The organism is Kineosporia sp. NBRC 101731 (assembly GCF_030269305.1).
GTDB lineage: Bacteria > Actinomycetota > Actinomycetes > Actinomycetales > Kineosporiaceae > Kineosporia.
This window is the reverse complement of sequence record NZ_BSTC01000009.1, coordinates 344,547-358,368: the sequence shown is the minus strand read 5'-3', so window position 1 is coordinate 358,368 and position 13,822 is coordinate 344,547. Positions and strand designations below refer to the sequence as shown.

The 13,822-nt window shown below is 64.5% G+C and carries 9 protein-coding genes; 1 reads left to right on the top strand and 8 read right to left on the bottom strand.

Annotated elements, in window-relative coordinates; all coding sequences use genetic code 11:
• The coding region (locus tag QSK05_RS24370) for a hypothetical protein (RefSeq protein WP_285599630.1) at window positions 1–183 on the top strand (183 nt) is incomplete at its 5' end.
• Window positions 184–422: 239 nt separating this feature from the next.
• Here QSK05_RS24370 and QSK05_RS24365 read toward each other — a convergent pair.
• From QSK05_RS24365 to QSK05_RS24330, 8 genes are all read right to left on the bottom strand, one after another.
• Entirely contained in the window at window positions 423–2,117 is a 1,695-nt protein-coding gene (locus tag QSK05_RS24365; RefSeq protein ID WP_285599629.1) for a hypothetical protein, read from the bottom strand.
• 1,113 nt (window positions 2,118–3,230) lie between these two features.
• Window positions 3,231–5,291 (bottom strand): AAA family ATPase, encoded by a 2,061-nt coding sequence (locus tag QSK05_RS24360; RefSeq protein ID WP_285599628.1) that lies wholly within the window; start codon window positions 5,289–5,291, stop codon window positions 3,231–3,233.
• A gap of 593 nt (window positions 5,292–5,884) precedes the next feature.
• Window positions 5,885–6,721 carry a protein NO VEIN domain-containing protein gene (locus QSK05_RS24355; protein WP_285599627.1) on the bottom strand — a complete coding sequence of 279 codons (837 nt, stop codon included), beginning with the start codon at window positions 6,719–6,721 and terminating at the stop codon, window positions 5,885–5,887.
• 5 nt (window positions 6,722–6,726) lie between these two features.
• Window positions 6,727–7,479 (bottom strand): DUF6339 family protein, encoded by a 753-nt coding sequence (locus QSK05_RS24350; RefSeq protein ID WP_285599626.1) that lies wholly within the window; start codon window positions 7,477–7,479, stop codon window positions 6,727–6,729.
• The gene (locus QSK05_RS24345) at window positions 7,476–8,357 is read right to left on the bottom strand and encodes a hypothetical protein (RefSeq protein ID WP_285599625.1); all 882 of its coding nucleotides are present in this window, start codon (window positions 8,355–8,357) and stop codon (window positions 7,476–7,478) included. The genes QSK05_RS24350 and QSK05_RS24345 overlap by 4 nt, the downstream gene beginning before the upstream one ends.
• Window positions 8,347–10,254, bottom strand: coding sequence for a hypothetical protein (locus tag QSK05_RS24340; RefSeq protein ID WP_285599624.1), 1,908 nt, complete (start codon window positions 10,252–10,254; stop codon window positions 8,347–8,349). The genes QSK05_RS24345 and QSK05_RS24340 overlap by 11 nt, the downstream gene beginning before the upstream one ends.
• The gene (locus QSK05_RS24335; RefSeq protein ID WP_285599623.1) at window positions 10,251–11,222 is read right to left on the bottom strand and encodes a PD-(D/E)XK motif protein; all 972 of its coding nucleotides are present in this window, start codon (window positions 11,220–11,222) and stop codon (window positions 10,251–10,253) included. The genes QSK05_RS24340 and QSK05_RS24335 overlap by 4 nt, the downstream gene beginning before the upstream one ends.
• Window positions 11,219–13,744, bottom strand: a complete 2,526-nt coding sequence (locus tag QSK05_RS24330) for a Z1 domain-containing protein (RefSeq protein ID WP_285599622.1) — start codon at window positions 13,742–13,744, stop codon at window positions 11,219–11,221. Before QSK05_RS24330 ends, QSK05_RS24335 begins: the two co-directional genes overlap by 4 nt.
• Between the last annotated feature and the right edge of the window lie 78 nt (window positions 13,745–13,822).

Here is a 13,822-nt window from a genome sequence, read left to right as displayed (position 1 = left end):
TGGAAGAGCCGGCTGGGCCAACACCACGTCGAAGAACCACCACCCATGCCCGGCATCCCCGACCGCGCCACCCGCGACCGGATCCGCGAACAGGAATGGCAAAGCGAACTGCGACGGGTCGACCCGAAAAGCCACACCGCACCCGCCGAGCCCGAGGCGCACTTCGGGGAGCCGCCCTTCTGAGACTGCGACGTAGGCATCGACGTGTACGGGCACCCTCTCCTGCGAACGGACCGGGAAGCCAGTGATGCCGGTTGTCCGGTTCTCTTCGCCGAGCACATCGATCCGGATACGGAAGCACGACGGGCCGCCGAGCCGCCGGTGTCGTGTCGCTGGTGTCGTGTCGCTGGCCGGAGCCCAGGTGATCCAGCAATGCCTGCGCGCCGGTCACTCACCTGCAGTACGGGGTGATGCGCCGGCCGTCACGGACGCCCATCGAGAAAGAGCTCTGATGCCTGCCGAAGGATCGATCGGCGGTGCTCGTTGCCAAAGCTGCACGCCGCATTCCAAAGGGCTTGCGTAGCAGCAAATAACGGGTCCGGCGCGGCGGCCTTCTCAATCACCGAGAGCGTGTAGTGGGGGCGTGACCAGTTGGGCTCCTCGTCGACCTCGACGGTGTCTTTCGAGAGTTCGTTCTCCGGAGTCACCGGGTTCTCCGGAAAATACAGTCGCTTCTTGACCTCGTCTCCCCAGCCAAAGCTGACCGACCCGAACGTCTCCTCGTCACCGGATCTCAACAACGCGAACTCGCCGCCCTGCCCGTCGAACGGTGGCGGGAGCGGCTCTCCCCGGTCAAGATGACTCAGGGCGAGAGCAACCTCGGGAAATCTCTGGGTCAGACCGGCCGCGGTGCAGGCACGACGCGCAGCCCAGCGCGCTATCGACCGCTGGACCTCCGGCTCCGCCTCAGCCAGACGTTCAGCCAACGCACGGTCGAACATGCCCAATTCGTGAGCGGAAACCTCGAGCAACCGAGGGTGTGGCGGTTCGTCGCCCCAGATGTGGCGGGCACCGAAATCGCCGTCGTAAGGATCGTGACGAGGATCCGGCCCAGCCTGATCCCGGCCGGTCCGCACCAGTACATCCACAGCCTCGTCCAGGAAAGCAGCCTCTCGCTCCGCTCCCAACGCCGACGCCCCGTTGGTCAGCGCGTTCAGCGCCGCGAGCAACGGTTCCTCGTGATCTGCGTCGGCGAGGGCCAAGAGCGCCCAGGTCTGCCGGTCAACCTGCTTCCGTATCTCCCGGCCCTGCATGATGGTGACCAACTGTGATCCGAGCGCCTCTTGGCGGGCCTCATCTATGGCGGAACGCTGACCGAACCACGGCGGAAGAATCTCGTCGCGGGCCTGGAACCGCAATGCTTGGGCCACCCAGTCCACCTGATCGAACTCTGTCTCCGCACAACTCAGGCGTGCGGCCCAGTACGCCAGGGCCCGCTGAGACCCGGGAGAGGCGACCGCCAGGTCTTCAGCCAGGTCACGCCGCCGTCTGACCAGCCAGCGGGCCTGATGCACGTCGATCAGCCGTTCACTGGGCGGGTTGTCACCCCACCACGCCTGGATGTGGCGCTGCCGGGACTTGAGGTGATGCCGCGCATCGTGCCAGTACGCGGCGATGCTGCTGCCCTGGCGCACGATCTCCTCAGGTGCCGGCTCCGCCGGCCAGAAGGTCAGCTCGTAGTGATCGACCAGTGGCTCATGACTCATGACGACGTCGGCGTCGCGCCCGGCGTCCATCCCCCTGGCGCAGTAGCGAACCCGGTGCGGAACCGGCGGTAACTCGAACTCGCACAGCGGATCTCCGCCCCACTGGACCACCACGCTGGGACCGTCGGAGATGAACGACGCCTCCACCACCTCTTCCCACTCGTCAGCCAGGGCCGGAGCCTCGTCCGCAATCACCAGCCGGAAGCCGACCTCGCCGGTGTGCACCCCGGTCGTCAGGTAAAGAGCACCGGCCTCCCCCGCACCCAGCAACCCGTTGATCTGCCCGGCAAACGCGCCTTCATGGTCGACGATGTCGTCCGGATCGATCGGTTCCACGTAGGCCTGCGAATACGCCACATCCATACGCCCGTCGAAAACCACCTGCACGATGCGTTCCTCCTTGTCCGGCACCCGATGGCGGTGATGCTTCCAGGGGGTACCGACAGAATCGGCTGCGCCGCCGTTGCAGGACTCGAGCCCAGCGATCCTTACGTGTTCCTCAATACCTAGCTGAACGCACTGTTCGCCGCGTCGAATCCAGAAGAAGACTTGAGGAGCACCTGATCCGGAGCCCGGAAAATCGCAAACCGCTGTGGCCGTCCGGCGTCACGCCTCAGGGGCATGGTCTCATGCCTTGATCGGCCTGGCCGACCCGCTGCCAACCGTTCCATACCGGTCGGCATGAGTGACGAAGGTACACTGGTGGGCATCACCGAACGTGGCATCCGCTGTTCATGAACAGCGGACCCGACGATCCGGGCGGAGCAGCTCGAGGAGCGAGAGTCCGCCCTGGTCAGGGGCCAGTTTGCGCCTTCCGACAGTTGCCCCTCGCAGGTGCAGCCCTGAAATTGTCTCATTGAGGCGCTGGCCTGCGCCGATGCCGTTTGATTACAAATCTCGTCGGTGTATCCGGACTCCGATATGGCGGGCCCTGAATCAGGGTTGTCTGACCCGGCAAGCTGACTCGATGGCGCGCTCAGCCTGGTCGAGAAGCGATTGGATTTTCTCTATGTCTCGAGAAACATAGGTGCCGTAGTCCGTCCTCTTCCGCCTGTGGTCGACCACAGCGGAAATGATTCATTTGTAAGCCTCTTCCCTCTCGTAGCCACCTGCTCGAGACAGGCATGAGCGGCCTGCATACCCGCCTATTTAATCTTCGCCCGCACATTCATTGCATGGACCTGCAATTCCCCGGGCAGCAGGAGGATTCTGCCAGCCAGCGCGTGGTATCCAACGGCAACGCTGCTCGGTAGGCGAGCCCGCGCTCCAGCTCCGACAGCAGCTCCACCTCCCTACAGACCGCTTCAGCGATCTGTACCCGAAGCACACCGGTATCAGTTGCTTGCCGAACCGCTACTGCTGCCCGTTCGAACAGCGCACTGAATTCCTCGGACTCGGGAAGATTTCATCGTACGGACGGTTGCCACATCGCCTATACCGCGTGGTCCAGCGCGTGGGACTTGCTCGAGACTCGTGGTCCTCTCATTCGCCCTGCTCAAGCAACGGAAAAACTGCCAGAAGACATTACCGCCGTCCAGGACTGGCAAAGCTCGAGATCCCACGTGCCGCTCGAGGGCTGGGAACCCTCGCCTTGCTCGTGTTCGTCTTCCGTCCAGACCGGGGTTTGGCCGGCGCCAGTCCCCGCGGTAGCGGCTTGCTGTAGACCACTCCGAGATCGCGGTTGGCGCGGGTCAGGCTGGTGTACAGCTGCCCGTTGCGCCCGCGCTTCTTGGTAAAATCCGCAGGCTCGACCACCACCACAACATCGAATTCCAAGCCGCGGGCCATCGCTGGGGTGAGCACACTGACTCGGTTGGATCCCAGGCTCCAGGGCCCGGCGGCCTCCCTCTGCCCCCAACCTCGTGCGTCCCGAAAGGCGGCGTTCACGGAGCTGACGTCCACCCCGATGACGGCGGCGCTTCCCTCTGGATGACGCTTCAACAGCTCAAGGACCAGGGCCACGGCGCCTGTCCCCAACTCGGCCTCGGCAACCTCGATGACGCTCGGCGCCAGTCCCTCCACCTGCAACGAGTGCACGTTGCGTTCCTTCACCGGAAGCAGCTTGCTGGCGTAGGCCAGGATCGCTTCGGTGGAGCGGTATCCGCGACCGAGGTAGGCGGGCTCGAAACCCTCCAGAGAATGGGCGGAGAACACCTCCTGCACCAGGCTCTGCCAGCTTCGGTGGCTGAGGTCGCTGTGCCGTTGTTGCATATCGCCCACGAGCGTCCATCCGTTGCCCGCGTTGAGCTCTCGGATGATGACCCACTCCAGCGGCGTCACGTCCTGGACCTCGTCCACGATGATGTGCGCGTAGCCCTTCGCGTCCTTGAGAGCTGCCAGCTCCAGGCCGATGACGGCCAAAAGCGGAAGGAGCCGGCGCTTACCAGTGGCCTCGGCATAAGTAGGCAGCAGACGGGCCCAGACCTTCAGATCGAAGCGGTTTGTCACGGGCGTGTCACCGATCAGATTGTCCTTGATCATGTTCCACACCTGAACCCGCGCCTGTTTCATGTCCGCAGCGAGCACCCCCGCGGCCCGGGCCCGGCGTACGACGTCACGCACCCGCCCGCCGGTCTCGGTACTGATGTCGTCGAAGTCAGGTTCACGCTCGGAGAAGGGCAGGACGGCCGGCAGACCGGCGATGCGTGCGAGGATTGCGTCCAGGCTGGTGGTGGTGACACGGTCCTGGACGTCGAGCTCGCTCACGAGATACTTCACGTGATGCACGTAATGCTCGGTCGGCCCGATCAACAGCACCTTGTCGAGCTGCTGATTTTCTCGGGCGGGATGCACCAGGTACGCGGCACGGTGCGCCGCGACGATGGTTTTGCCGGTGCCAGGGTGGCCCTGGACTGCCAGAGGTACGTGCGGCTTGTGCACGACGAGCTCGTACTGATCCGGTTGCAGCGTAGCCAGGACAGAGCTCAGCTTTTCTGTTCGTGGGGCGCTCAAGGCGGCGCGTACAGCGCTACCGGCCCGCATGGCGCTGACATCCTGGCTGGCGTCAATGATGGCCGCCCTACACCGTCCGCGGCGAGGGGCTGGAAGGAACGACAATGGTGATGGCTGTTCAACAGGCTCAGGCGACGACGGTTCGAGCTGCTCGACCACCGGTGTCGGTACAGTCAGAACGGGACGGCTGCCAGGGACAGACGGTGATGGCACCATAGGCGCCTTCAGTGCTTCGGGCGCCGACCGGCTGAAAGCCTCGGCGTCCTGCTCCACCAGCCAGTCGTCCGTGACCCCGACGATGTGTGGGCCCTCGGACTCCAACGAACGTCGGACCCGAACTGTCTCCGGATTCGCCTTTCCGAAGAACACCGCCGATCCGTCAGCCGCCCAGCTGAAAACGGTAGGGCTACCTTCTTCGAAACGGTAGTGCGTGCCGATGTAGTAGTCGCGGCCCTCGACCACGGGGTCGTACTCGGCCAGCTCGACCCTTCCGATAAGACTCATGCTGCCGTTGTGTAGCTTGCCCGGCAGAACAGGGCTGCTACCGGCCTTGCGATTCAGCCAGTCCAGGAATGACTCATTAACCATCTTTTCGTAAGCAAGGATCTCGTGGTGTGTCCGGTTGGTGGTCACGACCGGCCTCCGGCAAATTCGTCGCGGGCCGCGGCCTGCGGTCCCAAAGGCAGCGCCAAGTCCGGGTAGTACCCGTAGGACCCAGCGTTCGTGTACGTCAGCTCGTCCATCACGTCCCATCCGCGTTCGTTCGCCGCGGTAGGGACCACCCACCTTGGCTGCCTCGGTTTCATCACAGCAGTCGAAAGCTTCTGGGCCCGTCGGCATGGTCGAGGAACGATGAACTCTCTTCAGACGCTGAGCACCTGTCGCACCGGACGCATCAAATTCTGGCAGCGCAGCGTGTCCCGGTGGAGGGGCTCGATCCGCCGATCGGACGTCACTCTCGACTCGGCTACCGAAGTGACTCCAGAGTGTGTTCATTGCCGATCCGGCTGGGCGCGGTGGGCCGCTGCGCCGTCAGGGCGCAGACCGCAGAGGACCGACTCCGACGAGTCTGCAGACGAGTTCCCGCGCGGCGGGAAGACTACCGACGGCAGATGCCTACGACTTCACCGGATGGGCGTGGATCTCGGCCGACCGCCATGACCGCTGAGCGGTCGGTCCGGTCACTTTCCCTTCGAATGCTGTCGTGCCTGTGACCCCGGCCGATCTCATGACGGCCTCTGCCAGGGAAGTCGTCCCCGCCACTGGGTCACCTCAAGTTCGGCAAGACCCTTGAGCGATCCGTCCCGGAAACTGACGCGGTGCGTTCGCGCTAACAGGTCGATGCCGTGGACAACGATGAGGTGGTATCTCTCGGCATGGGTGTCCGAAAACAGCCGTTCCCCTTCCGTCAGGAAGAAGACGGGATCGACGCGCTGAGTGCCCTTGACCTCGACGAACCGGGTCGGGTTCAGCGGATTGCCCACACAGATGTCGTAACCCGGATTGTTGTGCGGCATCTCGAGGATGGATTGACCGGGGAACTGGGTGATCAATTCCCGCTTGGCGACGTCGACCGAGTAGCGCTCGATCTCGTCACGTGTTTCGGCGGTGACATAGTTAACCGATATCCGTCCGGAAGCGATCTGGTCCTCGGGCGCTAGGGCTTCGGCCGCCACCAGGATCTCGTCGAACGTGGCCTCGCTCACGATGCGCACGCCGTTGCGGAAATAGCCGCCTTGTTCTGCTGCCCGCGATTCACGGTAGGAGCCGTCCGTCTTCTTGAAGTACAGATGCTCCGCAAACGGCCGATAATCCAGGATCTCGCACTCCAGCAATTGTGGGTCCGAGGACGAGGTCTGCACTCGGCCGATCAGCCCTGAACCGAAATACGCCTGCGGAGCGTTGCTCCCCGTGAGCCGACGCCTGCCCATGTAGTAGATGAAGCGCTCCCCGGGTTGGATGACGCTGCGGTAGCGCGGCGGGTACTCGTACGAGATCCCGGTTCTGTCCCCGTACGCATGACCGGAGAGGCTGACTTCGTTCTGGGCGAGGATCAGAGGCACAGCCGTCACTCGCTCTCGAGGATCGAGGCGTCGGGATTCCTGCGCACGTGCTGGATGGTCTCCTCGACCAGTAGGGAACACATCTCCTTCATCCCGGCGTCGTCCAAGGAACGTACGTCGAGGAAGGCGAGCCATCGCCGGACACGTCGCGTCGCGTCGCGGATGAGCAGACGGCGAGGCACGCCGCTTCCGTCCGCAGCCACCACGGCGCGCGCCACCTCCCGAGTCAGACGTGGGTCCCCGCCGATGGACCGGCGTTCGAGCAACTGGTTGAGGTCGCTCTCGGTCAAGGCGCCGAGGAGGGCGCGATCCTCGGCGAAGACCGTCGCGTGCCACCAGAGTCGGGACCAGGTGTGGCGGGTCAGATCACTGGCGATCCAACGTTCGTCATAACCGGTGCCGAACCTCCAACGGGTGATGTGCGGCAACGGAACCAGAGCCATGAACGACCAGATGGCCCGGTTGCCGGCGTCGGCCCAACTGATGTTCATCTGCTGCCCGAGGACGAAGGCTGCGTCCCGGTCGAACTGGATCCGGGCATCAGCTTTCGCCGGTTGCGGAAATCCGTGTTTGGCGGCGACTTCCGTGATCTCGTCAATGAGCTTTTGCACCACCTGATCGGACACCCGGGACCCCACCGGGCTGTAGACCTGCTGGGGATCTCGACTGGCGGAGTAAAGATCGCCCGTCTCGGCAGCGATCTCCGCGAAACGCGCCTCGGCCACGGAGACGGGTAGCTGCGGCCAGTTGACGGTCATGTGAACTGCCTACCCTGCCCTGAACGACGAACGGCCTGAGCGATGCGGGAGCGGAATCTCGACATGCCGGCAGAGTCGGGGTAAACGTCCTTGACCAGGTCGGAGTTGATCAGCAGGCGCGAGAGCACTTCCCCCACCGAGTCCGACGGCCACGTCCGGTCCAGCAGGTCGTCACGTTCTCGGACGGCGAGCTCGAGCATCAGGGCTGCGATGCCGGCCTGTAACTCGTCGCACAAGGCTTTCTGACGCTTGTCCTTCGGGTTGCGGACCGCGGTGGACAACTCCTTGTCCCGGCTGTTGAGCAGGAGTTGGAACGTTCCGTAGAACGGGGCGTCGAGGTCAGTCGTCGTCTCCAGGTGCCAACTGGCCTCCGGCGGCAACGGCGTTCCGCTGAAGTCAACTTCGTGGACCGGGAACATCGAGGGGGTACCGTCCAGAGAGACCTGCCTCTGGTCCTGGGCCAGAACAGATCCGGGAATCCGCGCGACTCCCAGCTGGCTGGTCTGCGGTGGGTGAGCCAGCGTCAGGGTGGTCCGCAGGGTCAGCACCCCGGCGATCCGTTTGCCGTCCATCTTGAAGTGCAGATACGCATGTCCGTCGGCGTTCAGCAGGACCGGCGAACAGGCATCGGTCATGTCCGTGGTTGAACTGGTCCACGAAGCGGTCACCCGGACGTGGGAAGGGGCCAGAGCGGTCTCCTTCACGAACGCCAGCACGTCGACCTTGACCGAGCGTCGCACGAACAGGTCCGTGCCTGGGTCCCATCCCTCCAGCTCAGCAGGCAGCGGAACCCATGACTCGTCCTCCCCGAGTTCCCACGAACCCCAGGAGACGGTGTCGCGGGTCGGCACGAGGTACGGGAGAACTTCACCCGGCATGGTCGCGGACCTCCTGAACCCGGAAACGCACGACCGCGTCGGGAACATGAGACGCGTACAGCCACCACTCCGAGTCAGCCCCCGCCGACAGGTAGATGCGGGGACCTGCGATAGCGGGTCCACCGGCCACCGGTTGCCATTGATTGATCTCCGGCACCGTTGCCCCGAGGGGGGTGTCGTTCTCTGCCGCACCGCCGTCCAGGACAACCTTGACCTCTGCGGCGAGGATCCGCGCCTTGACCGACTCCGGGACGAAGACCTTCGCTACCAGGAAAGGGGCACCGTTGTGCACCTGAAGCTTCGGCTCGCCTACCAGGCGCGGAGCCGAACTCCTCCGCCCACGTGCGGGAGGCTTCCGGCCGGGACCTGCACGTCCTGACGCCGATCCCCCGTCACCGCCTCCGGAGGTCCTGTCGTCTTCGTCGTCATCGTGATCGTCTTCTGAGGAACCCCCGTTCAGACCGACCGACGGGATGAGCGAGGCCAGGCGCATCGAGAAGTTGCCCAACCCGCTCGAGTCGCTGTCCCCGGTGCTTACCGCGGGACCCAACTCGTCGTCGATCCATTTGAGGATGCGCGAGTTCAGCTTCCCGACGACACCGCGCGGGGCGCCGCTCAGCCCGGTCGCGATCCAGGCGTCGTGCGTCGGAGGCTCGGAGTCCGCGAACGCCTGGTCCGCGTCGGTAGAGGCTTTGAAGACCGCGGCGTAGGCGAAGGCGTTGTCAGGATCGGCCGGACCCTCGAAGTAGTCCACGACCAGCTCGGGCGCGCGCATCCGCGCCACGTGACGGACCGGTCCGGAGAACGGCATCGCCTCGGTGATCATCGCCCGCGAGGGTTTGTCCGCATCGTTCAGGAAGCGCGTGAGGTGGAAAGCCCCCGCATTCTTCGGGGGCACGGTGCGGGTGTACTGCTTTCCTCGCCCGCCGCGTACCTCCTTCAGGGCCGCGACGAAAGGCTTGAACTCCGGCAGTCGCGCCGGAGAGGGAACTGCTGTCAGCTTCTCCCCCGTGCCGACGAAGAAGCGCATGACATCACCGTTGTCGTCCGGGATGAACTTGGGCCACAGATGCCACAGGATCGAGGACATCAAGAAGGTGGCGGCCTCGGACGTTGTCCGGGAGCGGGTGCCCTGGTCCTGACCAACCGTCCCGAGGTCGGCCCCGATCACCACGATGTCAGTCCCGGTCTCGTCCGCGGCGAAGTCCGGCAACCCCAGGCGACGAGCCAGCTCGGATCCGTCGGGACCCAGAAGCGGATCGGGGACGTTGTCCTCCGCCACAGATCCCCACCAGTGGCGCCCTGTGTATCGGCGTTCCTGCTGGTACCAGCTGTGCCCCAGAGCAGCTCCCATCAGGCGCCGACGTTCCTCGCCCTCGCCGCCGGCCGTGTGGGTGCTGACCAGGACGGTGCCCGCCTTGCTGAGGCGATAGAAGATCCCCTTGCCGAAACCGTAGGTCCCGCCGCCGAACTTGTGATCGCTCGGTTCACCCACGTTGCGTAGGAACTGCACGAAGTCGGCGTGCTCGTTCTCCTTGGCCCTCTCGCCCGCCCGCAAAGGCCCGCCCAGACCACCGGTGTTGCGGTCGGAGACGGTGAGCACGATGCTTTCTGGACCGAGGTGCTCGGCCAAGGTCATGCCGGACTCCTCGGGAGGAGCCGGTAGGAATGAGTCCTGCCACGCCTGGGAGTACTCACCCAGCGGACGAATGCTGATCCGGAAGTCCACCACCCCCGGACGCCTTGCGTCCCAACTATTCTGCGCAGCCTCGCGCACCAGGATCGTCAGCGGGTCCAACAACGGGCGGCCGAGTTGTTTGGCGATGCCTTCGGCCGCGGCGGAACCTTCGGGCGCGAAGGGCTGCGACCACCACCGACCGGCGTGCTGACCGCTCACGGCAGCACCCGCTCGACCAGTTGGGGCAACGAGATGCCCGAGGCATGAGCCATCAACTCACCCAGGTCGACGCGGTAGCTCAGCTCGGACAGACCGTTCGGGAGTCGTCCCTCGAGAAGGTCGCGCGCCACAAGACGGGGCACGGCATCGGTGACCTCCACGTGAACCACAGAGGAGATCGAGAAAAAGTCCGCCGCGGGTTGCACCTGGTCCTCGGACCAACCGGAGGCCACGAGCCGACGGCGGAACTCACCGCGTCCGGAGACGCGCTCACGCAACTGCTGGATCAGCTCTTCCAGCGACGTTCCCTCGGGGTCAGGAACGACGGTGACGACGACGAGATCCAGCGGACGGTCCTCGTGCGTGTCCAGTTGTTCCAGACCGTGCACCGTGAAGCCATCTCTCTCGAGACCCAAGCCCTTGACCTCCAGGCAGCGGACGGGCATCTCGAAGTCGTGCGGCTTGCGCAGAGGGCCGGTCCAGCAGTCGATCGACAAGGACGGGGCGCGGTCCAGCAGCGCTGATAGGACACTCAGCTCTGCGAACAGACCGATCTTGGCCTGGAGTGAGAGCCCTCGCACCAGGCGGGAACGGAAGAGGCGGCGCCAACGGGCCACTGTGCGCAGTGTCTCGGCCCCCGGATGCTCGGCTTCCTCCACTGCGTCCAGGACGTCCTTGACCACCTCGTCGAATTCTTTGTGTAGTTCGGCATCGGCACAGGACAGATCGACGTAAGTGTGGAAATCGCCGCCGAACTGCAGATCTTGGACCCTCAGTTGCAGGACCGAGGGCCGGTTGTCGGAGACCAGCCCTTCTCCCGCAGCCGGGACGAGCAGGTGCCGAACACCCTCGCGATCCACGGCGACGCGCACCGTCGACTCACCGAGCTGCAGATCCAGCGAGAAGGAGGCGTACTGACTGTTGCTGGGCGGGGAAAGGACGGCCCAGGCACGCTCAAGGGCGCTCATCCGGCTTCCTCCGTATCCATGTCCATCGCGGCGTCCACGTCGTCGCTCTCGACATCAGTCAGGTCGACGGCAACGTGGGTAGCCTGAACCTTCTTCTTGGCCGTGCGGTCACCCGGAAAGACGATCCCCAGCCCGATCACCGTGTCCAGGGCGTCCAGAGGCGCGCGCGTCGGACGTCCGCCCGGCTTCTTAGGTTTCTCGTCCTTGCTCGGCGCACTCACCTTGTCGATGGCGTACAGCACGAGGAGACCCCGGTCGCGGTGGACGGGGTCGGCGTTACGCGCTTCGACCAGTTTGTCCTCGCTCATCGCGCGCGCTTCGCCGGTCGACTTGCCCAGGTCAAGGACGCGGTCCTGCTTGCTCATCAAGGTCTTGATGTCGGCACGCTCGGGATCGTCGTCGTTGAGCCGGGCACGTTGGACCGGGCTGACCTGCAGACCGCCGATCGGCACCAGTTCCTTCGCATCGCCGTCGACCAGGGCGACGGACCACTTCTCCAGCGAAGGCTGCGCATCGATCAGTCTGGCGTTGATATATCGAAGGAGCATCTTGTGATCGAGGTCCGGGGAGTCCCCGTGCACCTGGTAGCTGTTCAGGAACGCCTTGATCAGGGAGACCGGGACGTCGCGCAGCAGTGTCGCCGTGGCCAGCTTCTCCGGCTCGGAGGCGACCATGGCCTCGTTGACGAGGGTGTCTGCCGCGTTCCGGTTAGCCTCCAACCAGTGGGCGTCGTCGGTACGGAAGTAGCGGGTCTGCAGACGTCGTCCTTCAAAGGACACGAAAGCTGGCTGCGCAGCTCCCATTTTCGCGGTGATGAGTAGGGACGGATGCGTTCTGATCCGGACCGCGACCTCCTGCGGGGTCAGGTTCTCGCGCTGGTACCGGTCGATGTCGTCACGCATCTCGTGCTCGACCAGGGCCAGATGGCGGAAGGACGAAGCCAGTTCCGGCGTCGTCCAGATCCGTGGCAGATCCTCGTAACCGGTCCGGTACCCGAACCAACGCCCCATCTGCAGCAGGGTGTCGTAGGCCCGAGCGGCCCGGATGAAGAAGCTGACGACGAGCCCTTCAAGCGTGAGTCCTCGCGAAAGGGTGTTCCCACCGACGGCGATCGCCACGACCGAGGGGTCAGAGTAGTCGAGACGGTCTGCGCTTCGGAAGTTGTCCAGGATCACTCGGGTGGCCGAGAGTACCTCGAGAAGGTGCTTCAGGACCTCCTCGAACGAGTTCTGGACCCGACCGAAGTCCTCGGTCGGGACACGAGCGGACTCCTTCTCCCACAGCACACGCCAACGATCCAACGCAGCGGGGTCTTGATCCTGCAGGTTCCGGACCGCCCTGTCGCGCATGCTTTCCAAGGAAGGTCGGTAGGACTCGTGCACCGCGATCTTGAGCGAGGTGTGAATGAGCATGGTGCTGTGACCGAGGTCCTTGCGGGCCCGACGCGCCGCCGTGGCCAGCCAGAACCAGTGGACCGCGTCCTTGAGCTCGGTCGTCATCGTCGGCACGAAGTCCTCGGCGGACTCTCGCCCACCCGGCCTCAGTAGAGGTACGTCGGTCTCAGGGACGTGGCGGACCATGTCGTAGCCGTCCGGCGGCGCCCCGTCCGGGCCGGAGACCTCCTCCTCGTCCACGTCGAAGGTGTCCCGTCCGAAGATCTTCTCCGGGCCGAAGTACCCCACCGGCCGAGGAAGGTTGAGGATGAACGACCTCGGGTAGAGATCCTGGTCGTCCGACGGGTCGATAAAGACGTTCGCGAAAGGAGTTGCCGTGTAGCCGATGTAGGTCGACCGGGGCATCAGTTCCAGCAGCCGACGGATGAGCGGGTTGATCCGTCCGGTCGCGACCGAGGCCTGGTCCGCCTCGTCGTCGATCACCAGCACGGGCGCGGTCTCCAGGGCCTTCCGGGCGTTGGTCTTCTCGAGCCACTGGATAAGCTTCTTCAGGACCGCGACGTTCTTCTTGACGACCGCGAGGACAACTTTGTTCTTGCCCAGCATGGCCGGGAAGCTGGAGGTGGGCTTGACGAAGTCGCTCGTGTCCGAGGTCATGGTGACCCAGTTGTCGTCGTTCAGTTCGACGAGATACTCGTTCAGGCGCAGCTGAGTCTGTTGCCGCAGACCGTTGTGGATACCGGAAAGGACAATGACCATTCGGTACTCGACGTCAGCCAGCTTCGCGACGACGGCGGTGAAGTTCGTGGTCTTGCCGCTCTGGACGTACCCGACCACCAGGCCCCTGGTCTTCCAGGCGTTGGAGACCGGGTTGGGGGTGTGCGCGACCACGGTGCTGGAGGAGGAGTCGACCGAGTTGATGCGCTCTTCGTCCCAGCCTTCATCCTTGAACTTGCTCGCGAGGGCCGGCCAGAAGAACTGGTCGTCGTGGGGTCCGGCATACCAGGGCTCGCGGTTGACCGCGATGATCTTCACCCCGCCGTTCTCGACCTTCTCCAGATCGGCCTTCCACTGCGCCTCGAAGGCTTGAAGGATCTCGGGAGCGAATGCGGAGGAGAATCGACCCATGGCCTTCTCTACACCGAAGCGTCGAGCGTGGTCCGCGAAAACCGGGTACATGCCGTCCAAGGGAACCCTCCAAGGCCT

Bases quoted from the DNA above. Each gene is read 5' to 3' on its own strand.
- QSK05_RS24350 (WP_285599626.1), bottom strand. From the start codon at position 7,479: ATGACCGTCAACTGGCCGCAGCTACCCGTCTCCGTGGCCGAGGCGCGT.
- QSK05_RS24345 (WP_285599625.1), bottom strand. From the start codon at position 8,357: ATGCCGGGTGAAGTTCTCCCGTACCTCGTGCCGACCCGCGACACCGTC.
- QSK05_RS24335 (WP_285599623.1), bottom strand. From the start codon at position 11,222: ATGAGCGCCCTTGAGCGTGCCTGGGCCGTCCTTTCCCCGCCCAGCAAC.
- QSK05_RS24330 (WP_285599622.1), bottom strand. From the start codon at position 13,744: ATGGGTCGATTCTCCTCCGCATTCGCTCCCGAGATCCTTCAAGCCTTC.